Consider the following 24,588-nt stretch of genomic DNA (forward strand, 5'->3'; position numbering starts at 1 on the left):
ATCTATTTATTTAATTAATGTATTATAATGTACTCCTACCCATGAGTAGGTTTTTCCTTTTATTTCTAAAGTATGTTTTTGTGTTGCCGAATTATTCGAAGTGGACAAAACAAACAATGCCTTCACACCTTCTTTATTTTGTACGGATACCCCAACATAATTAGCATCCTCATATACTAGTTCCAAATTTGTAATCGCACTAAAAGCATTAACTGCATTTTCTGTAACAGGACTATAACTACCATGTGTTTCAATTGCGTTTACAAATGTGGCTTTTTGACTGTTCTTTTTTCGAATGATTAACCCCGCATCTCTACGCAAATTAAAATTGGGGTCATTTGCTCCTAATCGCACTAACAACAACTCATCATTTGCCTGAGTCGCCGAGGTCAATGTATAAAAACTACCATTATGCAACCAAGAAAATTTGGTATTTGCCTCCGTAGCTTTCCCTGCTCCTTCTTTCCATAAATGCTGGTACCCATTCGCTTTACCCAATGATTCTAGCGTAGCAGGAGTATCATATTTAAAATTTGTAGTCATTATTTGCCCAAAGTAATAAAAAGGCAAATCATATTGATTAGCTGATTTAGAATCCAATTGAAAAATATCCAATAAAATTGGTTTTTCAAAACCTTCAGTTTCCCATAAAACCATCGTACGATGCATTTGGGTTCCTGGATAAGCATTGCCTTCTGTAGCACTTATCAATTGAACTTTGGGATTGGCTACATCATAACAATATTTTTTAGATGAAAATTGATTTCCTGTTTCAAAATCACCTTTAAAATGTGAGGTTTCATTCTGCACAATGGTATTATGTGCGATGGTTTGTTTGGCCCAAGTAGCATTTTCTTTTAAATAATTTCCCCCTCCTTTTTGTTCAATATTAACAAATCGTGCCAAACCATAATCTTGCAGAATCTCATCCCCATTATTGTAATAGGAAAAAGATAGTTTATCAAAATGTCCGTGACTGGAACCTTGGGAAGCGTATTTCATTACCAAACTCAATTCGCTATTTTTCACTTTATTACGAATAATAGCCACACCCCCTTGTTCTCCATCGGGTCCGTCAGATAAATTGATTGATTTTTTAACAAATGGTTTTGCTAATTTGTTTTTGATACCCAAAGCGACCGCCATTCCTGAATTATCTAATTGAACACGTCCTTGTTTTTCAGCTATAGACAACAATGAAGCATCTTTTCCGCCATACAAATAAGCGATATCAACAGCAGAAACTAATTCTCTTGAATAATAAGACATCCCTTTTTGACCGTCATTCAGCGGGAAAAACTCTCCCTCCGCATTCGTAAGATTCAATAAAGCATAAACGGCTTTAATTAAGATTCCGTTCTTATATTCAAATATTTTTAATTCTGGCTTCGTATTTTGTAAAGCTTCAGCAAAAACCATAAAGGGATACATGGCATATCTTTGGTAATATGGCCCTTCATTATAATAACCATCAGGTGAAAAAGGCTCATCGACATTAGCTAAAAACCCTGTTTTTTGACCTTCTTTTTTAATCAAGCCACCATCATTATCTTTCATTCCTGGCGTCAAACCGTCTTCTTTTAAACCGTTCATTGCACGATCTAATAATTCTGCATCGTCCATCACCAAAGCAATCATTCCCACTGCAACATTCCCCCAAGTACTGTGATTATGCACTCTATTGAAATATTGTGGAGAACCTATCGAAATAAAATCGGCAAAAGGCTTAAACAAATCTTTTTCGATGATGGCACGGTCTTTTGCACCAATAAAATCATACACACAATCGTAAGCCTGACTCATATACACTAACCAATTGGCATCATTTAATGCCTGCCAAAACAATTTACCACGAGCATAAGAACGCTCTTGCGGATGCAAAGGCAAAGTAGGATATAATTTTGTATAAGCCATAAGCATTTCCTTAACATAATTTCCGTACTTTTTATCCCCTGTAATCTGAAACAAGGCACCTGCTTTTTGAGCAATCAAGAAATTCTTTTTATGACGTTCATGAGTATAACCTCCTGAAAAATCTTTAGGTAATGGCACATCAATCTTTAAAAGCATTTCGGCATCCACTTCTTTTTTTACCTCAACCAATGAAGCATCAAACAAAGGCACTTTTCCCAACTGACTTCTGATTTCCTGAACCCCTTTTTTAGTCATGATTAGTCTTGGATGCCCTTGAGCAAGGACACTTTGCCCCATCACTAGAACCATCGCTAATACTATAATGGCAAATGCTTTTGTTTTATAAAAATATATCATATTCTAGGCTATTTCTGCTAATTAATCAAACTGGTTTTCCAATTTGGTTTTCCAAATATATCGTTTATTTTACAATTGAAAAATAAAAGTAACTATTTTAGCATTATTTAATACAAATTCTAAAAAAATTCTGATAATTGATAAAGATTTTTTAATATAAACAATAAAATTTTAGAAACAACCTAAAAACGAATGTGTTATTTACATAACTTTACTCCTTTTGACAAAGACAATTAACCGCACAAGGTGCATTTTTAGGAATGCTCTTAATTTTATACTCTATACCAAAATTACTTCCTATATGCCAACTGATTATCGTTTTCTAACAAAGTGTGACATCCAAAATTTAGTTCGCAACTATGGCAAAAACATTAAACCGTCGAAAACTTTTTAATTTAGTTTTAAAGAGTTTCAAATCTAGCCTTATCAAAGGCGATCCTCTATTTGAAAAATATTCTCGTAAGACATTTAATGGTCGAAAATATCAAAACGCCACCAATTTCAACAATAACTTAACTGCAAGAGTTGCTCCAGTTAATAGCGGTTTAGAGGTTTATTCAGGTAACTGGAGCAAAGCGGAAGCCTTACATCTATTAAAACGAACAGGTTTTGGATATAAAAAATCCGACCTTGACAACTTGACCAATAAGAGCATGGCGGAAGCAGTCAATACGGTTTTAATGGTTGACCTTACTGCTCCTTCTCCTCCTGTTAATTCATACAACAATACCTCGCCAGACGAAAACAATCTTCCATACGGTGCCGATTGGACTAATGACGCATTACCTTCTGGAACAAGTACCACCAACTCTAGAAGAATCGATTCCTTAAGACAGTGGCTTTTTGGGCTGGTATGTAACCAAGACATCACCATCAAGGAAAAAATGACTTTGTTTTGGTACCATTTCATTCCCGTAGATTTTGAAACGGTTCGTGTCGCTCCTTTTTCGCATGCAGGAACAAATTCTTGTCGAATACTCTACACCTACATGAAAATGTTTCGAGATAATCCCACTGGAAATTTCAAATCGTTAATCCGAACCATGGCCACCCATCCTGCCATGATGTACTATTTAAACAATCAAGCCAATACTAAAACCTCACCGGACGAAAATTTTGCTCGTGAAATAATGGAATTATTTACGTTAGGCAAAGACCCACTCAGTCAATACACCGAAGCGGATGTTGTACAAGCGGCTAAAATATTGAGCGGTTGGCGAGTTCAAAATTTAAACACAATTGCTCCTGTTACCAATTTTGACAATAGCTATCACGACACGAGTAACAAACAATTTTCGGCTTTCTTCAACAACACCATAATCAACAATAATGGCGCTGCTGAACTCGACGCTTTCATTGACATGATTTTTTCAAAATCACAAGTGGTTTCAGAATACATCTGCCGAAGACTCTACCGTTTTTTTGTTTATTACGATATTGATGCGACCATTGAATCAACTATCATCACGCCACTCGCACAAACATTTGTAGCCCATAATTGGAATATCTTACCTGTTTTAGACCAATTATTCAAAAGCCAACATTTTTACGACATGGCCAATAGGGGCGTTTATATTAAATCACCTTTTGATTTGGTTGTGGGTAGTTTACGTACTTTCAACCTCAACTATACTATAACTGACCCTACCAACTATGAAGCCCAATACAAAGTATGGAATTATTTTAACAACACCATCTTGACAGGACTTGAGCAAACGATGGGAAAAGTTCCAAATGTTTCTGGTTGGGTAGCTTTTTACCAAAACCCATCCTTTCACGAATATTGGATTAATTCCAGTACCACTCAAAAAAGGTTTGATTTCTTGAACAGAATATTCAATGGTTATAACCTATCCTATAATGGCCTAACAACCCGCATCGAAGTGGACTTAATCGCCTTTATCCAACAATTTGATTCAGCTACCTGTTCTGACCCCGATTTATTGGTCAACGAATGTGTTGCGTACTTACTACCAATTGATTTAAGCAGTACTCAAAAAAATCTAATAAAAACCCAGTCACTACTTTCGAATCAAACGAATAACAGTTACTGGACCACCGCTTGGTCGCTCTACCTGAACGACACTTCGAATACCACTAATAAAAACAGTGTCAAATCAAGGTTAAAAACATTATTAGTAACCCTTACACAACTAGCCGAATATCAATTAATGTAATTTCGAATGTGATGAAAAGAAGAAGTTTTTTAAAAACAAGTGCTATAGCAACTGTTCCTTTAGCGCTAAATGGTATTCCGGTAATGGCGTCTTCCAACATAGAAAGCAATGCATTGGATGTACTGGCTAATGCGGCAGTGAATTGTGGAAAAATATTAGTTATTATCCAAATGAATGGAGGTAACGATGGCTTAAATACCGTGTTCCCATTGGACAAATGGACGAATCTAAATAATGCTCGCTCCAATATTTTGATGTCTCAATCAGCTGTTTTACCCTTAGCAAATAATAGCACGACTGGACTACATCCTGGAATGGTAGAAATGAAAAACTTGTATGACAACGGAAAATTAATGATTATCCAAGGCGTATCCTATCCTAATCCTAGTTTTAGCCATTTTAGAGCGACGGATATTTGGTTCACAGCATCCAACAGCAATCAAGACTTAGACAGTGGGTGGCTGGGTCGCTCCTTAGATAAAATTTATCCTAATTTTCCAACGGGATACCCTAACAATGATATGCCTGACCCGTTAGCCATCCAGATTGGTTCTACTTTACCGTTTTCCTTACAAGGGCCAAACATCAATATGGGATACAATGCGCCCGACCCAAATACACTTTTGAATGTAATCAACCAAATTACAGACCCCGCACCCAATTCGGATTACGGAGCCGAATTGACTTTTTTGCGATTAATGAAAGACCAAAGCAATGTGTATCGCACCGCGATTCAAAATGCCTATAACACAACTCAATCTCAAACGGCAACTTATCCTAGTTCCAACAAACTCGGCGACCAATTGAAAGTGGTGGCCAAATTAATCAATGGAGGACTACAGACCCCCATCTATATTGTAAACCACCCCAATACCTCTGACTTACATAGCGGACAAGTGGATACCTTAGACAAAACCCAAGGTGCACACCGCAACAATTTAAGTATATTATCGCAAGCCATCAGCGCGTTTCAACAAGATTTAGAATTGATGGGCAAATCCCAATTGGTTACCGGAATGACTTTTAGCGAATTTGGACGACGAATAAAAAGCAATGCTAGTCTCGGTACCGACCATGGCTCTGGTGCTCCTGTCTTTTTCTTTGGAGCCGCCTTGAATACCAATTCATCTGCAGTAGCTGGCACGGCTCATCCTGTTCCTGGCATGATTGGCAATTCCCCTAATTTGCCCTTGAATGCCACGGTAAGCGACCAAGTAGAAATGCAATTCGATTTTAGACAAATCTATTCTACCATCATGCAAGATTGGCTGTGCATGACCGAAACGCAAGCCACTGAAGTTTTAGGTGCCAATTTTACTAAACTACCAATCTTTAAAAACAGCAACCTGAGTACCGCTGCATTTGAAGACACCACCTTTATGACGGTTTATCCTAATCCCGTAATTGACCAAACAATCAATATCAATTTTAAGGAAAAGATCCATAGTGCTGTCAATGTAAAAATATTCACCATCCAAGGAACTATGGTGTTTCAAAATCGCTATAGCATTAATGGTCATTTTTTGCCGATAACATTAAACAAAACGATTGCAGCAGGAATTTATATCGTAGAAATTGAGTACAACAACCGTCTATTTCACACTAAAGTAATTATAAGTTAACGAAAAACGGTTGGGTTAAACTAGCTTAATTTGGGTTTTGAACCGACAATATTTTTGCGATTACTTCTGATAATTCCTCCATTTTCTGAGTGCCAACCAAGAGTTTTTTCCCATTGTTTAGTTCAAGGGCTAATCCCATATTCCCTTTAATATTATAAACTGTTCCGTATTTGGTAAATAACCGAATGCCCCAGCCACCAACAAAACCGTAATTAAGCACTTGGGCCGACTTGACGTTCTCCCAAGCTATTTTTTTATTTACAAAAGGAAAAAACGCAATCCGAATCTCCTTAGAATTTATTTCAGTGGTTAGCGTAAAAACTCTGAATAAGACAATGATTCCTATTGACAGCATTGTTGGGACAATTAAACCCGTATCCGACATAGGCTTGTCTCCAAATCCCTCTCCCTGTACAAGCTGAACATACAACCCATAAACAGGAATAATCCCCAATCCTATTATAATCAGCCAAAGCCACCATTGCGTGAATTTTTGTTTCTCTTTAAAATCCATTTTCATAGTTTCTCGTTTTGAAGTTACCACTTAAGAGATCTGAATGTACATCTTAAACAAAGAAGTATTAAATATCCGAAAAAAATCTACACCTAAGTCAAATTAATCTTTATCCGGAATACTAAACATAAAAGTACTGCCTTCACCTACTTGGCTTTGCACCCAAATTTTGCCACCGTGTTTCTCAACAAAATCTTTGCAAAGCATCAACCCTAAACCAGTACCTGTTTCGTTATTAGTTCCCAAAGAATTGTTTCGCTGATTGATAGCGAAGAGTTTTGTTATTTTCTCAGGAGCAATCCCGATACCGTTATCTTGTACCGAAAAGATAATCTGGTCATTTTCTTTTTTCATCGAAAGTACAATAGTGCCATTATTTTCGGTGAATTTTACAGCATTCGAAATTAAATTTCTAAAAACCGTTTCCAGCATATCTTTATCCGCAATCACATATTGATGGGGTGCAATTTCCGATTGAATCGTAATGTTTTTATTTTTAGCAATATTAGTCAAAAGATGAATCGTTTTATCTATAATAGTACTGACTTCTATTTTTTGAGGACGAAATTCAAGATTTCCTGTTTGCGACCTTGCCCAAGTCAACAAATTATCCAATAATGAAAAGGCATTTTTGGACGATTGATGAATCATTTGGATAAACTCGTTTGTCTCTTTTGTATCCAATTCATGGTCATTTTCCAACAACAATTCCGACAAGCCTATAATCCCATTAAAAGGCCCTCTCAAATCGTGTGCAATGATGGAAAAAAAACGGTCTTTGTCATCTAGGAGTTTCTTGATTTGAATTTCTTTTTCCTCTTGTAACAACAGTAAATACCCCACTCCACTAATGGTCATCATTACAAAAACAATTAAGAAAATAATTTTTTGAGTAGCATCTACCGAGTACAAACTAGTCGAAGTTTTAAAAAGTGGATACACAATTCTGAAAACCAAAGCCAACAACAAAATAATATAATTAAATCCTAGAATTTTTTTAAACAAACTGCTACGGGTTTCGGTTAAAAAACGCAAGGTTGGAATGATTAATAATAAGAAAATATTGACCGAAGCCAATGATACCCTAATATTACTAGGCGCTTTGAGCCAAACCGCGAGGTAAAAACTCAAAAGTGTGAGCACAAATAGCCCCAACTGGGTTCGAAAAGCTTTCTTTTTAGTGCCTTCTACCATCATTAACATCGCCACCGACTCTAAATAATAACCCGTAAAAACTAAGGTATTAGGAATACAAAATTTAATAGCATCATAGGTGACGGTGTCGTTTCGGAGGAAAAAAGCCAACCACGCAAAAGAGAGTAGAATTTTTGACCATCCAAATATCAATAAATGAGGTTTCGAATATTTGGTGGACAATGCATATCTGAAGGTAAAAACTAGAATTGCCAAAGTGAAATTCCCCCAAAATAACAGACCCATTGTATTGCGAATATCCAACACAAATAATCTCGAAAATTGATTAAGAATTTCCATAAACCTATAAAAAAATTAGTACCAAAGATAAACTACTAAAAGTAGTCGTATTCACAAATATAAATTTATTTTGATTTGATTCTAAATTTCAACTACTTATTTTAGCTATTTATGGTTTGAATCACACTAATTTCTTTTAATATCTCGCTCTAAATAATCTTCCAAAAGTTCAAAAATGGCTTCCACTGGAAGGATTTGCGTATCGGGATGATTTTTTAGGAAAGCCGCATTTAGTTCGACCAAATTTTCTTTTTCTAAATCCTGAGTATTGGGAACGACACCATAAAAAACATTTTCGTTAAGCGCATCTCTCACTGGATTTACTCCTTCTAATTTTCCTTTTAGGAATTTAGCCAGTTTCACACTACTCATCAAACGTACTTTTTTTGCTTGTTGCTGAAAAAATTCCAACTGGTGGTGGGCACCTAATAACTGCAAGCCTTCTTCGATTAATTCGTTCAGCTCGTTGTTCCAACCCGAATTGTACACAAACTGAGCAAAATTGCCCTGAGCACATTGTGTTACATAATAATCGAGGTAATAACTCATCAAAGCATCTTCATGAATGAATTCATCATCAATTTTCTCCTCACGCATCAAGTTGATTATCGAAATATTCGAATTAATGATGTCTTGCGAATTTTCGCTATTGGCTGCGTTTTCTGAGATTAAGATGCTTCCGAATTCCATGAGATTTTGAATTTAAATGGACTGCAAATTTCGGAGAAATAATTGAGTTGAGTTTATTTTTTTAGAATTTTCAAATCTTTTTTTGTAAAATTTTGTAGGTATATTTTGTGAGTTTCTTTTAATTTTATATTGAATAGTAAATTTAGATAGTTATGTTCGATCCAGATAAAGGTTTAAGTGGTTTTGTAATTAATCATGAACCATTGACAACATTGCAATTAAAAAGATTGCTTTTGATTTTCGATGAAATTAATTTAACGCCACCAGAAGATCAACTTTATTTTTTAGAGGAAGGAAGTATCTGTTATTATTATGAAATTAATGGGAATCTTGTTCATTTGAAATCACTTAATGGGTTTGAGATGCTTGAAAGATTTAAACATGTTCCAAAGCCTCAAGTTCCAAAAGATTCATTAACAGCAGCACACGTTTTAAATTCTGGAGGAGGTAAAGACGGGTTGAATAAACCATATCAAGCACTATTAATTAGTAATGTTTTGCCTTTATATAAAGGAGAGGAAAATAAAAAGAAAGAGGAAAAACTGTTAGATCAGTTTGAATTGGCTTTAGATAGAAGGAATATTAAAATTATTGATTGTAAGAAAACAAATTTTTATCAAAAAAATGCTATTTCACTTAAAATTGCTTATGATTTTGATGTGTCTGATGTAAACTCAGTTGGATATGTTAATAAATTATTTAAGCAAGAAGGGAAAGTACAAACTAATATGTTTTTACCTAGTCCACCTTTGCCAGAACTAAGCGGGATTAATATATTTCCAAAACCTAGTTATAAACATCCTTTTGTTTTTTCAGAAAAAGAGATTGAAAATGATTTTGAAAAACAATATTTTTCTATTATTGGAAAGGTTAATCAAAAATTAGCATTAAGTAGTGAGTATGATTTAATGCCAATATTTATAGATTCTAATATTCATAATTTTTATCAATATAAAGTTCAAAGAGCAAAAAATAATAATGAAGTAAGTCTTCAGAAAGAATGGGGTCGAAATTATAATTATAGTTTAGTGAATTTAAATAATTTAGTTGTTCAATCTTCTTATTTGTATATAACTGACAGAGTTTTAGATGATGTAACAATACCACAAATATTATCTTATAAAGAAAGGAGTATTGATGAATTATATAAATTGAGATTGAAATTGTCTAGTGATTTGAGTAGTGTTTTTTCAACTAATTATAATGATGTTGATTTAAAAGATTTACAAAAATTTATTAAAACAAAATTAGAGCCCGATTTTATAAATTATCAAAAAGCGCAACATGAAATTCTTTCAAAAACATTAAAAAAAGTTGTAAAATATAGTGTTTCAATAGGTGCTGCATATGTAGGTTTTGTCCAAGGACTTTCACCTTTATTAATATCAATATTAAGTGGAGCAAGTCCAAATCTTGTTGATGATGCACTGAATTTATCTAATAAGTTAAGGGAAGAAAAAAAGAAGAAATATGAAAATACTTTTTCATATTTCTTAAACTTGAATAAATCTATTGTAAAATGAGTTTAATACATTGATATTTAGATTTTGTGTCAATTATTTGGATTTAGTAGATTAAACATTCTCAATTCTAGCCTGATCGTAGCGGCATCCTTTTCCTGATTTCTTTAATCAGGAAAAGATAGAGTGGAGAGCAGGAAACAGCTCCAAATAAAATAAGTACGTTTTTCAATTGGATTCCTTATTTTTGCGCTCAATAAAATTGAATCATGTTACAAAATCCAGAAAGATATACGATTACGGCAGCTTTGCCATATACTAACGGCCCCATCCATATTGGGCATTTGGCGGGGGTGTATGTTCCTGCGGACATCTATTCGCGTTATTTGCGCCTGCAAGGAAGAGATGTTTTGTTTGTGTGCGGAAGCGACGAACACGGTGTGGCTATTTCGATGAAAGCCAAAAAAGAAGGTGTAACTCCTCAGGAAGTCATTGACAAATACGATGGAATTATCCGTAAATCGTTCTCTGATTTTGGAATTGCCTTTGACAACTATTCTCGAACTTCGGCACAAATTCACCATGAAACCGCTTCGGAATTTTTTAAAAAACTATACGATAACGGCGATTTTATCGAAGAAGTAACCGAGCAATTATATGACGCCAAAGCCAACCAATTTTTGGCCGATCGTTTTGTAACAGGTACATGTCCTAAATGTGGTAATGAGGAAGCCTACGGTGACCAATGCGAAAAATGTGGTTCGACATTGAACGCTACCGATTTGATTAATCCAAAATCGACTATTACAGGAGAAACTCCAGTTTTGAAATCTACAAAACACTGGTTCTTACCTTTGGACCGATACGATGCTTTTTTGAGAGAATGGATTTTGGAAGGACACAAGAATGACTGGAAACCCAATGTTTTTGGTCAAGTAAAATCTTGGATTGACGGAGGTCTAGAGCCCCGTGCCGTAACCCGTGACTTAGACTGGGGAATTGATGTTCCTGTAGCAGGTGCCGAAGGAAAAAAATTATATGTGTGGTTTGATGCGCCTATTGGTTACATTTCGTCCACCAAAGAATGGGCTGCAAGAGAAGGAAAAGACTGGGAACCGTATTGGAAAAATGAAAACACCAAGTTGGTTCACTTTATCGGGAAAGACAATATCGTATTCCATTGCGTGATTTTTCCAGCTATGTTAAAAGCTGAGGGAAGTTATATTTTACCCGATAATGTACCTGCCAATGAATTTTTGAATTTAGAAGGTAACAAATTATCGACTTCAAAAAACTGGGCGGTTTGGCTTCACGAATATTTGGAAGAATTCCCAGACCAACAAGATGTTTTGCGCTATGCTTTAACATCGAATGCACCCGAGACAAAAGACAACGACTTTACTTGGAAGGATTTTCAAGCGAGAAATAACAGCGAATTAGTAGCTATTTTTGGAAACTTCATCAACCGTGTAGTGGTATTGACTAACAAATACTACAACGGAATTGTTCCTACTCCAAACGAATTGACGGCGGTTGACGAACAAACTTTAGCCGAATTACAAGCATATCCAGCGGTAATTTCGAGCTCTATTGAAAGATACCGTTTTAGAGAAGCCTTAGGCGAAATGATGAATGCCGCTCGTTTAGGAAACAAATATTTGGCTGACGAAGAGCCTTGGAAAGTTATCAAAGACAATCCAGAGCGCGTACAAACCCAAATGTATGTTGCCTTGCAAATTGCAGCTGCTATGAGTTCGCTTTGCGAGCCTTTCTTGCCATTTACTGCTGCTAAATTGAGAAGAATTTTAAAAGTTGATAAAATAAATTGGAATTTTGATTTCAGTATGGTTGATACTTTGAATTTGTTGAGACCTGGTCACCAAATAGGTCAGGCGGAATTGCTTTTTGCAAAAATAGAAGACGAGGCCATCCAAAAACAAATTGATAAATTGGAAGCGACTAAAACCGCTAATCTAGCTGAAAATAAAAAGGCCGAACCTCAGAAAGAATTGATTCAATACGAGGATTTCGCCAAAATGGACTTACGTGTAGGAACCATTTTAGAAGCCGAGAAAATGCCAAAAGCAAATAAGCTATTAGTATTAAAGGTAGATACCGGAATTGACGTTCGTACCATTGTTTCAGGAATTGCTGAAAGTTTCAAACCGGAAGACATCATCGGAAAAAGAGTGACTGTTCTAGTCAACTTAGCGCCAAGAGCGTTACGTGGGGTTGAAAGCCAAGGAATGATTTTGATGACCAACAATGCCGAAGGCAAATTGGTTTTTGTGAACCCAGATGCTGAAGGTGTTGGGAATGGCGAAACGATAAATTAAAAAATTTGATATATCCTAATTGATAGAGACGTTGCAATGCAACGTCTCTATGTTTTTTATTCAAAAATACATTACATTCGTTACATCATTGTGAACGAAATAATATGAATGGAAAATTCCAAAACAGATATCCAATTTCCTCAACCCGTTTAAAAAATTGGGACTATAATCAAAATGAAATGCGATTTAACGAAATTGGACAATTAGCAAATCAATTTTGGTCGGATATCCCCAAACATTTTCCTTTTGTTGAATTAGGAAATTATATCAGTATGCCAAATCCTGTACATGGAAAATTGATTATAAACAAAAATCATTGTATTGAGGATGTTTCCGTAGAGTCACTGCATTGCAACGTCTCTACCAAAAACGAACAAATGGCGAAAATTGCTCCAAAATCAGATTCTGTTTCAGCAATAATACGTTCCTATATATGAATAACACCAAACCCAAACTGGCTTTAGCCCTTGGAATACTTTGTATTTCTATCTTTCCTATTTTGGTTCGGTTGCAATTGACTAATGGATTGATTTCGGCTTTTTACCGAATGTTTATTGCAGGCTTACTTTTGCTACCTTATATAATAGTTACTAAAAAATTCCAGTTACCCAAGACCAATCTCTTTCTGCTATCCTGCTTGTGCGGGATTGTATTTGCCACTGATATTGCCATTTGGAATATTGCCATACAAAAATCAACTGCTACTCAAGCGACTTTACTGGCTAATTTATCACCTGTATGGGTAGGGATGGGTTCTTTTTTCTTTCTAAAAAACAAACCAACGACTAATTTTTGGATGGGGACAATTATAGCTTTATTAGGCATGGCCATCCTTGTGGGTATCGAAACATTTGCACAGCTCAACTTTGATTTGGCATTTGTGCTTGCCTTGTTATCTGGAATATTATATGCTACCTATATATTAATTAGTAAAAACCTGCTAACACAATTGGACGTACTTTCATTTATGAGCTTGGTCTTATTTTCCTCCAGTATATTCTTAGCGTTGGTATGTAGTATAACGGGTGAAAATTTTACCGGATTTACACCTACAGCTTGGCTAGTGCTGTTCGTTCAAGGAGCCATCTGTCAATTGACCGCTTGGTTATTGATTAGTTATGCTACCCAACATTTAAAAGCCACCCGAGTTTCGCTTAGTTTACTAGGACAAGCGGTTTTAGCCACTTTACTAGCTTGGATTCTATTGGGCGAAAAAATGAGTTGGGATAGGATTCTAGGAGCAGTTTTTTTACTTTTGGGAATACGAGTGACTTTTTATGATAAACGAATTGGATTTAAAAAATCAAAATAAAATATGAGCCTAAAAGTTATAGCCTTTGATGCAGATGACACTTTATTTGTCAATGAAACCTATTTTGCAGAAACCGAAGAAAAATTTTGTGCGTTAATGAGCGATTATCTTTCCCATCAAAGCATCTCTCAAGAATTGTTTCGGATTGAAATCGACAACTTAAAAAGATATGGCTACGGAATTAAGGGTTACATCTTGTCGATGATTGAAGCTGCTTTGAGCATTTCTAACCATACAATTCCGGTAGAAGTAGTGGCAAAAATTATTCAGTATGGAAAAGAACTCTTTGACAAACCCATCGAATTATTGGATGGTGTTGAAGAAACCCTTGAAGCGTTACATAAGAAGTATAAATTAGTGGTAGCAACCAAAGGCGATTTGTTAGACCAAAGACGTAAACTCCACAATTCAGGTTTAGGAAAATATTTCCACCATATCGAGGTAATGTCAGACAAACAACAGGTAGATTATTTAGATTTATTAAAACGCTTAGAAATTCAACCTGACGAATTTTTAATGATTGGGAATTCGTTAAAATCAGATGTATTACCCGTATTAGAAATTGGCGGACATGCCATCCATATTCCCTTTCATACTACTTGGGCACATGAAAGAATTGACCATAAAATAGTCCATAACAACTTTAAAAGCGTTCTTTCTATAAAAGACATCTGTAAAATAGTAAGATAAAAGACACAAAAAATTACTAAAACCCTATTAAATAATAAAAAAATAATGCTTTTTAGCCTGAAAACCTCACAAAACAGCAGAATTAATATAACTTAACAAAAGCGACAAAATAAAACAAATAGTACAATTTTGACCTTAATTTTTTAGTTTATTATTAATATCATACGATTTTAACTAATAAATATAAATTAAAAAAATAGTCAATGGCTATTAAAATGGGAATTAAATAAAATTAAAAAGGAATTTTGAAACTTTGTTTTTAAAAAAAATAGCTATTTTTATCAAAAAATTTAAATCTATGAAAAGACTTATAATTACACTTGCATTAGCTTCAGCTGTAACATCAGTAAGCGCACAAAATGACGTCAAAAAAGACGCAACTCAAGATTACAACAAATGGTCAATCGAATTGGCTGGTGGTTTCAACAAACCATTAAATGACATCACTCCTGGGTATGCCTTTGGATTTGTATCTCCTTATACTATTGATTTAGGAGTAAGATACATGATCAACAACAAATTTGGTATCAAAGCTGATGTAGGTTACAACAACCTTTCAGAAAAAAATGACACTCCTGCTTTTGAATCAAGATACTATAGAGCAAACGTACAAGGAGTTGCTAACTTAGGACGTATCATGAATTTTGAAACTTGGACTAACAGTTTAGGATTATTAGCTCATGGAGGTCTTGGTGCTGGACAAGTTAGAAGTGGAGACACGAAAAACAACGTACTTAATGCTATGGCAGGTTTAACTGCACAAGTTAGATTATCTAACCGTTTTGCTTTAACTGCAGATGCAACTGGTATTGTTAACGCTAGACAAAACTTAAACTTTGATGTAAAATCAGGGGCAAACTACCCATTTGGTGTAATGCTTAACGCTACAGTAGGTCTTACTTATTACTTAGGTAAAAGTGAAAAACATGCTGACTGGATTGTTCTTAAAGACAAAGACGTTGTTGCTTTAGAAAAAAGAGTTGATGACTTAGAAACAATGAACAACGACACAGACAGAGATGGTGTAGTTGATTATTTAGATGCTGAGCCTAACACTATGTCAGGAGTGATGGTTGACTCAAAAGGCCGTGCTATTGACTTGAACAAAAATGGTGTTCCAGACGAAATTGAAAAATACATCGACAGCAAATACAAAACATCTAACGGTGGTATGGTTGACGGTGAAACTATCAAAAACTTAGTTAATGGAGGTTACATCAGTGTATTCTTTGATTTCAACAAATCTACTCCAACTTCAGAATCTACAGATGCTATTTCTTACGTATTAGCTTACTTGAGAAACAACCCATCTTCTACAGTGGACATCATTGGTCACGCTGACGAAATTGGAAGTACAGAATACAACAATAAATTATCTGCTGCTAGAGCAAATAATGTGAAACAAACATTATTAAAATCTAACATTGCAGCTTCTAGATTAAATATAATTGCAAATGGTGAAGATACTTCAGTTGATAAATCTTCTGAAGCAGCTAGACAATTAGTTAGAAGAGTTACTTTCAAAATAAAATAATCTTTATTAATCATCCTTTCTTGCAATAAGGAAGTAGAATTAAAAATAACTTTAAAACAGTAGTAAACCAATGTTTACTACTGTTTTTTTTTGTGATATATCCCATCTAAATAACCACTACTATCCAAAACTTGCTTTACATTTTTTTGTAACTTTACAAGAAAGAGTCCGTTATGCTATCCAAAAAAATTGAAACCGCATTGAACAAGCAAGTTCGTATTGAAGCCGAATCTTCACAGATTTACCTCTCTATGGCATCATGGGCAGAAACTCATGGATTAGAAGGCGTATCTAAATTTATGTATATGCAATCAGACGAAGAACGCTTGCATATGCTAAAGATTGTTAAATTTATTAATGAAAGAGGTGGACATGCACAAGTTTCGGAATTAAAAGCTCCTAAAACAACTTACGATACATTTCAAGAAATGTTTGAAGTATTGTACCAGCACGAAATTTTTGTGTCTGAATCCATCAACGACCTTGTACACCTTAGTTTTTCAGAGAAAGATTATGCCACTCATAATTTTTTACAATGGTATGTAGCCGAACAAGTGGAAGAAGAAGCACAAGCTAAAAGCATCTTAGACAAAATCAATCTCATTGGAGATGACAAAGGGGGTTTATACTTATTTGACCGAGACATCCAACAATTAAACAATACGGGAACCACACCTCTATAAGCAACGTACTCATTTCTACTATTAAAACTAAAATCAACCGATTCTATAATTGACACAAATTGGGCAATAAAGACAAAAAAAAAGAAAAGAAAAAGGATAAAAAAAATTTCCTTGATGACGGTAAAAAACAAAAAAACCGTAAGACAGAATGCTGTGAAAAATACAAAAAGGGCGAAAACAAGCGATGTAAAAAGTGCCCAAGATTTGATTTAGAATAAAAAACCCCGTCAACGCATTCCTTCGTTAACGGGGTTCTTTTTTAAATCAATTTTACTATTTCCCTAACAATAACAATTCTGAAACTACGACTTCCGTAACGTAACGTTTCTCTCCGTTTTTGTCATCATAACTGCGATGAGTCAACTTACCTTCAATGGCAATTTCTTTGCCTTTGACAACATACTTTTCAATAATTTCAGCAGTTTTTCCCCAAGCAACTATTCTATGCCATTGGGTTTCCTCCACTTTTTCTCCTTTTTCGTTTTTATAACTCTCATTTGTGGCGAGTGTAAAGTTGGCTAATTTTTTTCCTCCATCGAAAGTTTTGATTTCAGGGTCATTTCCTAAGTGTCCAATTAACTGTACTTTGTTTCTTAATGCATTCATGGCGTATAAATTTAAAGTTATTATTAATGCTGATTGTTCGTTCAAATCAACAGGACAAAGATGCGACAGCTTGCTTAATCTAGTCGGTTATCATTCAATTACTTTCGGTTGTAACTATTTGTAAACGTTTGTAAACGGATGTTATTTTTTCGTATATTAGCAAAAACCCAATTAATTTATGCAAGCAGAAATCAATAAAGTTGAATTACGAAATTTAAAAATCGCAGATTATAAAGAATTAAAAAAATCCATGATGGAGTCCTATCCTGAAATGGCCGATAATTACTGGAACGAATCTGAAGTAAAAAAATTACTCAAAATATTTCCCGAGGGACAACTTGTTATTTTAGTTGATGGCATCGTAGTGGGTTCCGCACTTTCACTTATTGTACCTGAAGACTTGGTCGATAAAAATCATGATTATGCTAAAATAACTGGTAACTATACCTTTTCAACCCACAGCTACAAAGGTGAAGTGCTCTATGGGATTGATGTTTTTGTGGATCCCAAATACCGAGGCTTACGATTAGGTCGTCGTATGTACGATGCCCGAAAAGAAATTTGCGAACAACTCAACTTGAAATCCATTGTTTTTGCTGGCAGAATACCAAATTACAGTAAATACGCTACGGAACTTACTCCAAAAGCCTACATCGACAAAGTAAAACGCAAAGAAATACATGACCCCGTACTTTCTTTCCAATTAAGCAATGATTTTCATGTCATGCGTATCATGAAAAATTATTTGGAAGGTGATAAAAAATCAAAAGAATTTGCTGTTTTATTAGAATGGAATAACATCTATTATGTCGAAAGTCCAAAATATATTAATCTTGAAAAGAGTGTTATTCGCCTTGGATTGATTCAGTGGCAAATGCGTCCATTAAAGGATTTAGATGCCTTATTTGAACAATCTGAATTTTTTATTGATGCTGTTTCGGGCTACGGCAGTGACTTTGCTGTATTTCCAGAATTGTTCATTGCTCCTTTGATGGCCGACTACAATCATTTGTCTGAGGCTGATGCTATAAGAGAATTAGCCAAATATGCCGAACCCATAAAGAAACGTTTTCAAGAATTGGCTATTGCTTACAACATTAACATTATCACCGGAAGCATGCCTCAACTTGTGGATGGCGTGCTATACAACTCTGGTTTTTTATGCAAACGAGACGGTTCTTACGAAACCTATACTAAAATACACATCACACCAAACGAAGTCTTTCATTGGGGAATTACCGGTGGTGATAAAATTCAAACCTTTGACACCGATTGTGGAAAAATCGGAATTATGATTTGTTATGATGTTGAATTCCCAGAACTTTCTCGTTTAATGGCAGATGAAGGAATGAACATTCTTTTTGTACCCTTTCTAACCGATACCCAAAACGGATATACCCGTGTCAAACATTGTGCACAAGCCCGAGCTATCGAAAACGAATGTTATGTTGCCATCGCAGGTTGCGTAGGTAACCTCCCCAAGGTAAATAATATGGACATCCAATATGCTCAAACTGCTGTTTTCACCCCATCCGATTTTGCTTTTCCAAGCAACGGCATCAAGGCCGAAACCACTCCCAATACCGAAATGACACTCATTGTAGATGTTGATTTGGATTTACTCAAAGAACTTCATGAACACGGAAGCGTGAAGATTCTTAAAGACCGCCGTCATGATTTGTACCGAATAAAAAAACTAAAAAGCTAAAACATGAAGACTTGTTTAGAATGTGGCGAAAAAATCATTGGTCGAGAAGACAAAAAGTTCTGTAGTGATGGCTGTCGCAATGCGTATAATAACAAAATAAACAAAGACAGCACTAATTATATGCGCAATATAAACAACAAATTGCGCAAAAATTACCGTATCCTTTCTAGTTTAAATCCTGAGGGAAAAGCAAAAACCACCAAAACTAAATTATTAAGTTTAGGATTTGACTTTCAGTATTTCACTAGTATTTTGAATACCAAAACAGGAAATACGTATTACTTTTTGTATGACCAAGGGTACATGCTTTTAGAAAACGAGTTTTACATGTTAGTCAAAAAAGATATTTAATACCATCCTCGCATCATGATAAAAAAATACACTTCCTTACTTACTTTCCTTTGTTTGTTCCTGATTTTAGCAATAGGATATTTTACCATGATGCCACAATGGGGTGCCGAAGCCGAATTACCTTTAGACGCATTTTCGACCAAAAGAGCTTTTCAACATGTAAAAAACATTTCTAAAAAACCACACTATGTAGGCAGTCCAGAACACGAACTTGTGTCGCAACAATTACAAAAAGAACTACAACAACTAGGCCTACAAACCAGCCTACAAGAAGGATACACCTTAACCGATTGGGGAAATTTAGTGTATTCCAAAAATATTCTAGCCCGTATCAAAGGCAGCCATTCCAGCAAAGCCTTACTCTTACTTACTCATTATGATAGTGCTCCCCATTCGGCTTCATTTGGAGCGAGCGATGCTGGCTCAGGAGTAGCCACGATACTGGAAAGCGTTCGTGCTTTTTTACACACCAAAAAAAGGCCCAAAAATGATATCATAATCTTATTTTCTGATGCAGAAGAATTAGGATTAAACGGAGCTTCTCTGTTTGTTAGTCAACATCCATGGGCTAAAGAAATTGCTCTTGCTCTTAATTTTGAAGCCAGAGGAACTTCGGGTCCTAGTTATATGTTAATGGAAACCAACAACGGTAATGCTGGCCTAGTTAATGAATTTGCTAACGCAGCTGTTCCTTTTGCTGTTTCCAATTCCTTGATGTATAGCATCTACAAAATGCTTCCTAACGACACAGACCTAACTGTATTTAGAAAAGAAGGTAACATTCAAGGGTTCAATTTTGCTTTCATTGATAGCCATTACAATTACCATACGGCTCAAGACGACAGTGCTCATCTTGACAAAAACACACTCAGCCATCAGGGAACCTATTTACTTCCTTTGTTGCATTATTTCTCAAATGCAGACTTAAAGCAAACACAATCAGCCCAAGATGAAGTCTATTTTACCATTCCATTCGCCTTCATTCATTATCCTTTTGATTGGGTAAAACCCATGTTGCTCCTAGCCATAAGTTTATTTTTTATCTTATTATTTATAGGTGTGGCTAAACGCATTCTTGATTTCAAATCTCTTCTTAAAGGCTTTATCCCCTTTGTTTTGAGTTTATTAATTGCAGGATTAACAGCATTTTTTGGTTGGAAAACATTGCTTTCAATTTATCCACAATACCATGATTTACTCAATGGATTCACCTATAATGGTCACGATTATATTGCCGCATTTGTTCTCTTAACGCTTGCGATTTGCTTAGGTATTTATCATTTGTTTTCGGCAAAAAAAATCAGCGTCAACTATTGGATTGCTCCGTTATTTTTTTGGTTACTATTAAATGGTGGAATTGCTTACTTTTTACCAGGAGCTGGTTTTTTCATCATTCCAGTCTATTTTGGTCTTTTACTCTTGGGTTACTATATTCTTAGCCAACAAAACAAACATTGGTATAATCTAATAATGAGTTTACCAGCCTTGCTGATTATTTTTCCATTTGTATATATGTTTCCCATCGGACTGGGACTCAAAATACTTTTTGGAAGCGCTGCACTGACCGTTTTGTTGTATGGGTTGCTTTTACCTGTATTTGATTCCATTCCCAAAAAAGGATTATGGGCGTTTTGTTTTTTCATCCTTTCTCTGGTTTTTTTTACAAAAGCACACTTACAGTCAGGATATGAAAAAGGCAAAGCCAAATCCAATAGCTTGGTTTACCTCTATGATACTGATACCGAAAAAGCATTTTGGGCGACCTATGACAAAAATTTAGATGATTGGACTAAATCGGTATTAGGAAACCAACCCCAGAAAGCTGATTTTGAAGCTGACATACCTTTGTTTAGCAAATACAACTCTCCGTTTACGTATGCTACACAAACAACCGTAAAGTCAATTGCAGGCCCAACTATCCAATTTCTAAAGGACAGTATTGCCGAAAACCTCCATTATCTTAAAATAAAAATTCTTCCTAATCGAAAGGTCAATCGTTACGATATTTTTGCCAATGAAAAAATGGATTTTTACCACTTTAAAGCCAATGGCGTAGCTCAACTGGACGCTACGAGCAATAAAATGAATCGCAATGGAAAAAAAATTCTTAGTTATTATGTGGTAAATAACCAACCCCTCGAATTGGAGTTTGTACTCAATAGAGCCACTACTTTTGACATGCAATTATTAGAGAGTTCTTTTGATTTATTACAAAATCCCGACTTCAAGATTTCACCCAGAGCCAATTGGATGATGCCCACCCCATTTGTATTAACCGATGCTATTTGTATCAAACAAACCATTAAACCAAGCCCCATCTCTGTTCCTGAAAAAACAATCCAAGAGGAACAATCAGAATGACAATTACGAGATAACTTTCGATAATTCAACCGAAAAGGCTATCTTTCAACAACTAAAACCAATTGATTATGAAAGATTTAAAAGCCATAAACAAGAAAACCAAAACAGCCATTATTTTAATTGTTGTTACCGTATTGCTTTTGATTAGTAATCATTTTATTAGTCTTAATTCAAAAAAAACGAACGAAAGTATAAAAGCCATTTACAACGACCGCTTATTAGTAAGTCATTATATTTTTCAATACACCAATACCATCCACCAACTAAAAAGTTTGACGGAAAAAACCACGATTAATGATATTGAAAAACATCTGGCCGTAAACACCCTTTTACAAAAAATGGGTGCACTTGATATTCAATACCTCTCCACTGTGTTGACAACCGAAGAAAAAAAACAGTTTGCTTTTTTCCAACTTCAGTGTGACAGTCTAAAAATAGAAAATCAAAACAAAGATTGGCAACAAGTTCAACTAATAGCTGAACAAATTGCCAAAACCTTAGTTGTTTTGGCACAAATTCAAATTGACGAAGGAAAAACAGCACTTACTATTGCCAATACCATTCATAACGGCAATAAATTATTTGTCCGATTTGAAATTGGTTTGTTTTTTATTTTGGCCTGCTTGTCTTTTTACTTATTGTTATTGAAGAAAATGAAAGTAAAAATAAAAATTCCAGAAGGCCCTAGTTTAAATTAAACTTTTTAAAAATTAACCACTTAAAAATGCCCCCTTAATTACTTGAGAAAACTTATTTTACTAACAACTCACTGACTCCTTGTGCTCTTAAAGCATATATTCCTGGAGGCAATTTACTAATTTCCAATTGACCCTCAGCAGTGTCAATTATGGCCTCCATAAGTATTTTACCTTGAAGATCAACTATTTGAACCTTCCCAATGGATTCCCCTTTGAAATGAACATTCAAATATTCTCCTTGAAGAGGTACTGGATAAATCATTAAATTTTGAGCAGCTATTTGATTTTTTGTTACACTTAAATTACCATTGGCACCAAAACCTACTTTAACACCCACATCAGAGGCGGTATAAGGCACTCGAGTTCCCCCGGAATTAAATTCCTCTGCGCCGACGTCAAAACTCGCTGTTCGATTTCCACCTGTAATATCAAATGTCAAGAATGAATAACTTCCTAATCCCGCATCAATTGCAGCACTACCAGTAATAAGTCTATAAAAATCAGTTTTAGTACTAGCCAATAAACCCGAACTTACTACAGCATTCCCATTGGTGCCTGTGGTTATATCCCAGCTTCCTCCTTGTCTTATATTACCTTGAAAAAGGGAAGTCCCTATAGGAGTTGTACTCACCTGAATAGCTTTGGTAGTCACATTCGATAATACATTATTAGCTACAATTAGATTTTCTGGTGCCAAAGTTAAATCACTAGCCACTGAAGTACCAATTCGCAAACCATAATCACAATTCACAAATGTATTGTTGGTGATGGTTACATTTTTTACTTGATAATAGCCATTTAAGGCTGTGTTTACACGACCATTAGAAACATTTATTCCCCCTGTAGCGGATGAAGTGGAATTATCAACTTTTTTAGAATTCACTCCTTCAATATAATTGTTATAAATTTTATGATTTTCGCCCATTACTCGGATTCCACCTGAGAACAGCTTGTTATTGGCTATGAAAAAATTATTATAAACCTCACAATCATTTCCATGGCGTAAGGTAAGTGCTCCTTGATAATCTCTAAAGGTATTATTGTAATATTTATTTTTACAACTTTTATTAGAAATCACCTCAACCTCACCACTAAAGTTGTCGAAATAATTATCGTACACCTCGGAAAAAGAATCGGATAAGGACGTACTACTATTCCCAATACGAATAGCATCTTGATCATTTAAATCATTCACTTGCCCTACAGGTGTCCTACCTGCAAAATAATTGTGATGAATTTTATGGTAATTGGGGTTAGAATTTTCTCTGTTGTCATTAATGATGCTTCCTATCCCATATTTCCCTAAAAAAGAACAATAACTAATCTCATTGTACTGCCCTCTTAAAAGAACCCATTTAAAAACCGTTGTTTCTTGCCCCGTAGCGTTGTAAGCATCAATTTTAACATTGGTCAATTTACAATTAGAACAATCAGAACTAGATTTAAATTCGATTACCGGTGTTGATGGGCTTATTCCTGATGGATTTCTAAAGATGACGCCTTCAAAAAAGATATAAGACCCACCCATCTTAACATAGGAATTGCCTTCAAAAAAAACACTTCCCGCCGTTTGAGCTTTAATCGTTATGGGATTGGCTTGAGTCCCTGTTTTATTAATATTAATTTGCACATTGGTCCATGTACCGTTAGCTAAAATAATGGTTGTTCCTGCAGTTGCATTGGAAATTGCAGTCGCTAAAGCCGAATTTGTACTAACTAACTGACTGTAAGTGGTCAAAGAAAATAACATCCATAAAAGATGCAAGGAACGTAATGGTAGTCTATTCACTTTTTATATTTTTTGATGGTTATTCATTTTACTGAACAAACCTATAAAATAAAATAGAAACTATTGCAAAAACAGGCTAAAATTGGTTAACCAATTTACATTTGAAGGAGAAAAACTTACAACTAGCCACTCAAAAAATACCCAAATATAGACTACTCTAAACCTCCAAACAGGATTTTCAAAAAACAATTTTGAGAAGTTTAAGCAAAAAATGTTTATTAAATAGCCCATATTAACTGTTTCAAAAATTTATTAAAAAAGCACTACTAACAGCAAATAAACCTATCTTTTT

20 protein-coding genes are annotated in these 24,588 nt (G+C 35.0%); 14 read left to right on the forward strand and 6 right to left on the reverse strand.

The genetic code is table 11. The features are described from left to right. Nucleotides 1-6: 6 nt before the first annotated feature. Nucleotides 7-2,271, reverse strand: coding sequence for an alginate lyase family protein (locus tag K5R64_RS02605; RefSeq protein ID WP_220760581.1), 2,265 nt, complete (start codon nucleotides 2,269-2,271; stop codon nucleotides 7-9). Nucleotides 2,272-2,630: 359 nt separating this feature from the next. Here K5R64_RS02605 and K5R64_RS02610 point away from each other — a divergent pair, with 359 nt between their 5' ends. Continuing rightward, nucleotides 2,631-4,448 carry a DUF1800 family protein gene (locus K5R64_RS02610; RefSeq protein WP_220760583.1) on the forward strand — a complete coding sequence of 606 codons (1,818 nt, stop codon included), beginning with the start codon at nucleotides 2,631-2,633 and terminating at the stop codon, nucleotides 4,446-4,448. Between the two features lie 11 nt (nucleotides 4,449-4,459). Then, nucleotides 4,460-6,070 carry a DUF1501 domain-containing protein gene (locus tag K5R64_RS02615; RefSeq protein WP_220760585.1) on the forward strand — a complete coding sequence of 537 codons (1,611 nt, stop codon included), beginning with the start codon at nucleotides 4,460-4,462 and terminating at the stop codon, nucleotides 6,068-6,070. Nucleotides 6,071-6,095: 25 nt separating this feature from the next. Here the strand turns inward: K5R64_RS02615 and K5R64_RS02620 are convergent, their stop codons facing one another. The 3 genes from K5R64_RS02620 to K5R64_RS02630 all read right to left on the reverse strand — a co-directional run bounded on the left by K5R64_RS02620 (nucleotide 6,096) and on the right by K5R64_RS02630 (nucleotide 8,768). Then, nucleotides 6,096-6,590, reverse strand: a complete 495-nt coding sequence (locus K5R64_RS02620) for a hypothetical protein (RefSeq protein WP_255580276.1) — start codon at nucleotides 6,588-6,590, stop codon at nucleotides 6,096-6,098. 96 nt (nucleotides 6,591-6,686) lie between these two features. Continuing rightward, nucleotides 6,687-8,078 carry a sensor histidine kinase KdpD gene (locus K5R64_RS02625; RefSeq protein WP_220760587.1) on the reverse strand — a complete coding sequence of 464 codons (1,392 nt, stop codon included), beginning with the start codon at nucleotides 8,076-8,078 and terminating at the stop codon, nucleotides 6,687-6,689. Nucleotides 8,079-8,204: 126 nt separating this feature from the next. Next, nucleotides 8,205-8,768, reverse strand: coding sequence for a hypothetical protein (locus K5R64_RS02630; protein ID WP_220760590.1), 564 nt, complete (start codon nucleotides 8,766-8,768; stop codon nucleotides 8,205-8,207). Nucleotides 8,769-8,920: 152 nt separating this feature from the next. Between K5R64_RS02630 and K5R64_RS02635 the strand changes: the two genes are divergently transcribed. The 8 genes from K5R64_RS02635 to K5R64_RS02670 all read left to right on the forward strand — a co-directional run bounded on the left by K5R64_RS02635 (nucleotide 8,921) and on the right by K5R64_RS02670 (nucleotide 17,001). After that, entirely contained in the window at nucleotides 8,921-10,291 is a 1,371-nt protein-coding gene (locus K5R64_RS02635; protein ID WP_220760592.1) for a hypothetical protein, read from the forward strand. 206 nt (nucleotides 10,292-10,497) lie between these two features. Continuing rightward, nucleotides 10,498-12,564 (forward strand): methionine--tRNA ligase, encoded by a 2,067-nt coding sequence (gene metG / locus K5R64_RS02640; RefSeq protein ID WP_220760594.1) that lies wholly within the window; start codon nucleotides 10,498-10,500, stop codon nucleotides 12,562-12,564. A 104-nt stretch (nucleotides 12,565-12,668) separates the two neighbouring features. Next, the gene (locus tag K5R64_RS02645) at nucleotides 12,669-13,001 is read left to right on the forward strand and encodes a hypothetical protein (protein ID WP_220760596.1); all 333 of its coding nucleotides are present in this window, start codon (nucleotides 12,669-12,671) and stop codon (nucleotides 12,999-13,001) included. Then, complete coding sequence (locus K5R64_RS02650; RefSeq protein WP_220760599.1) at nucleotides 12,998-13,876, forward strand: DMT family transporter; 879 nt, start codon at nucleotides 12,998-13,000, stop codon at nucleotides 13,874-13,876. The genes K5R64_RS02645 and K5R64_RS02650 overlap by 4 nt, the downstream gene beginning before the upstream one ends. Nucleotides 13,877-13,879: 3 nt before the next feature. Continuing rightward, nucleotides 13,880-14,566, forward strand: a complete 687-nt coding sequence (locus tag K5R64_RS02655; protein WP_220760601.1) for an HAD family hydrolase — start codon at nucleotides 13,880-13,882, stop codon at nucleotides 14,564-14,566. Between the two features lie 298 nt (nucleotides 14,567-14,864). After that, a complete protein-coding gene (locus K5R64_RS02660) occupies nucleotides 14,865-16,100 on the forward strand; it encodes an OmpA family protein (protein WP_220760603.1) in 1,236 nt (411 codons plus the stop codon). Nucleotides 16,101-16,273: 173 nt separating this feature from the next. Then, nucleotides 16,274-16,783, forward strand: a complete 510-nt coding sequence (locus tag K5R64_RS02665; RefSeq protein ID WP_220760605.1) for a ferritin — start codon at nucleotides 16,274-16,276, stop codon at nucleotides 16,781-16,783. Between the two features lie 59 nt (nucleotides 16,784-16,842). After that, nucleotides 16,843-17,001, forward strand: coding sequence for a hypothetical protein (locus tag K5R64_RS02670; RefSeq protein WP_220760607.1), 159 nt, complete (start codon nucleotides 16,843-16,845; stop codon nucleotides 16,999-17,001). A gap of 55 nt (nucleotides 17,002-17,056) precedes the next feature. On the opposite strand, the gene K5R64_RS02675 is transcribed toward K5R64_RS02670, so the two are convergent. Then, entirely contained in the window at nucleotides 17,057-17,389 is a 333-nt protein-coding gene (locus K5R64_RS02675) for a single-stranded DNA-binding protein (RefSeq protein WP_220760609.1), read from the reverse strand. Nucleotides 17,390-17,567: 178 nt separating this feature from the next. On the opposite strand from K5R64_RS02675, the gene K5R64_RS02680 reads away from it, so the two are divergent. The 4 genes from K5R64_RS02680 to K5R64_RS02695 all read left to right on the forward strand — a co-directional run bounded on the left by K5R64_RS02680 (nucleotide 17,568) and on the right by K5R64_RS02695 (nucleotide 22,507). Continuing rightward, nucleotides 17,568-19,097, forward strand: coding sequence for a carbon-nitrogen hydrolase family protein (locus tag K5R64_RS02680; protein WP_220760611.1), 1,530 nt, complete (start codon nucleotides 17,568-17,570; stop codon nucleotides 19,095-19,097). 3 nt (nucleotides 19,098-19,100) lie between these two features. Next, nucleotides 19,101-19,448 (forward strand): hypothetical protein, encoded by a 348-nt coding sequence (locus K5R64_RS02685; protein WP_220760613.1) that lies wholly within the window; start codon nucleotides 19,101-19,103, stop codon nucleotides 19,446-19,448. A gap of 15 nt (nucleotides 19,449-19,463) precedes the next feature. Further along, nucleotides 19,464-21,809: a M28 family peptidase gene (locus K5R64_RS02690; protein WP_255580277.1), complete on the forward strand. Its 2,346-nt coding sequence runs from the start codon at nucleotides 19,464-19,466 to the stop codon at nucleotides 21,807-21,809. A gap of 68 nt (nucleotides 21,810-21,877) precedes the next feature. Then, nucleotides 21,878-22,507, forward strand: coding sequence for a hypothetical protein (locus K5R64_RS02695; RefSeq protein WP_220760615.1), 630 nt, complete (start codon nucleotides 21,878-21,880; stop codon nucleotides 22,505-22,507). Between the two features lie 52 nt (nucleotides 22,508-22,559). On the opposite strand, the gene K5R64_RS02700 is transcribed toward K5R64_RS02695, so the two are convergent. Beyond that, complete coding sequence (locus K5R64_RS02700) at nucleotides 22,560-24,296, reverse strand: chondroitinase-B domain-containing protein (protein ID WP_220760617.1); 1,737 nt, start codon at nucleotides 24,294-24,296, stop codon at nucleotides 22,560-22,562. Nucleotides 24,297-24,588: the final 292 nt, after the last annotated feature.

Source organism: Flavobacterium sp. UMI-01, from assembly GCF_019656315.1.
Classification (GTDB): Bacteria; Bacteroidota; Bacteroidia; order Flavobacteriales; family Flavobacteriaceae; genus Flavobacterium.

Bases quoted from the DNA above. Each gene is read 5' to 3' on its own strand.
- K5R64_RS02675 (WP_220760609.1), bottom strand. From the start codon at position 17,389: ATGAATGCATTAAGAAACAAAGTACAGTTAATTGGACACTTAGGAAAT.
- K5R64_RS02660 (WP_220760603.1), top strand. From the start codon at position 14,865: ATGAAAAGACTTATAATTACACTTGCATTAGCTTCAGCTGTAACATCA.
- K5R64_RS02635 (WP_220760592.1), top strand. From the start codon at position 8,921: ATGTTCGATCCAGATAAAGGTTTAAGTGGTTTTGTAATTAATCATGAA.
- K5R64_RS02630 (WP_220760590.1), bottom strand. From the start codon at position 8,768: ATGGAATTCGGAAGCATCTTAATCTCAGAAAACGCAGCCAATAGCGAA.
- metG (WP_220760594.1), top strand. From the start codon at position 10,498: ATGTTACAAAATCCAGAAAGATATACGATTACGGCAGCTTTGCCATAT.
- K5R64_RS02615 (WP_220760585.1), top strand. From the start codon at position 4,460: ATGAAAAGAAGAAGTTTTTTAAAAACAAGTGCTATAGCAACTGTTCCT.
- K5R64_RS02650 (WP_220760599.1), top strand. From the start codon at position 12,998: ATGAATAACACCAAACCCAAACTGGCTTTAGCCCTTGGAATACTTTGT.
- K5R64_RS02605 (WP_220760581.1), bottom strand. From the start codon at position 2,271: ATGATATATTTTTATAAAACAAAAGCATTTGCCATTATAGTATTAGCG.
- K5R64_RS02665 (WP_220760605.1), top strand. From the start codon at position 16,274: ATGCTATCCAAAAAAATTGAAACCGCATTGAACAAGCAAGTTCGTATT.
- K5R64_RS02680 (WP_220760611.1), top strand. From the start codon at position 17,568: ATGCAAGCAGAAATCAATAAAGTTGAATTACGAAATTTAAAAATCGCA.
- K5R64_RS02655 (WP_220760601.1), top strand. From the start codon at position 13,880: ATGAGCCTAAAAGTTATAGCCTTTGATGCAGATGACACTTTATTTGTC.
- K5R64_RS02610 (WP_220760583.1), top strand. From the start codon at position 2,631: ATGGCAAAAACATTAAACCGTCGAAAACTTTTTAATTTAGTTTTAAAG.
- K5R64_RS02645 (WP_220760596.1), top strand. From the start codon at position 12,669: ATGAATGGAAAATTCCAAAACAGATATCCAATTTCCTCAACCCGTTTA.
- K5R64_RS02695 (WP_220760615.1), top strand. From the start codon at position 21,878: ATGAAAGATTTAAAAGCCATAAACAAGAAAACCAAAACAGCCATTATT.
- K5R64_RS02625 (WP_220760587.1), bottom strand. From the start codon at position 8,078: ATGGAAATTCTTAATCAATTTTCGAGATTATTTGTGTTGGATATTCGC.
- K5R64_RS02620 (WP_255580276.1), bottom strand. From the start codon at position 6,590: ATGAAAATGGATTTTAAAGAGAAACAAAAATTCACGCAATGGTGGCTT.
- K5R64_RS02690 (WP_255580277.1), top strand. From the start codon at position 19,464: ATGATAAAAAAATACACTTCCTTACTTACTTTCCTTTGTTTGTTCCTG.
- K5R64_RS02685 (WP_220760613.1), top strand. From the start codon at position 19,101: ATGAAGACTTGTTTAGAATGTGGCGAAAAAATCATTGGTCGAGAAGAC.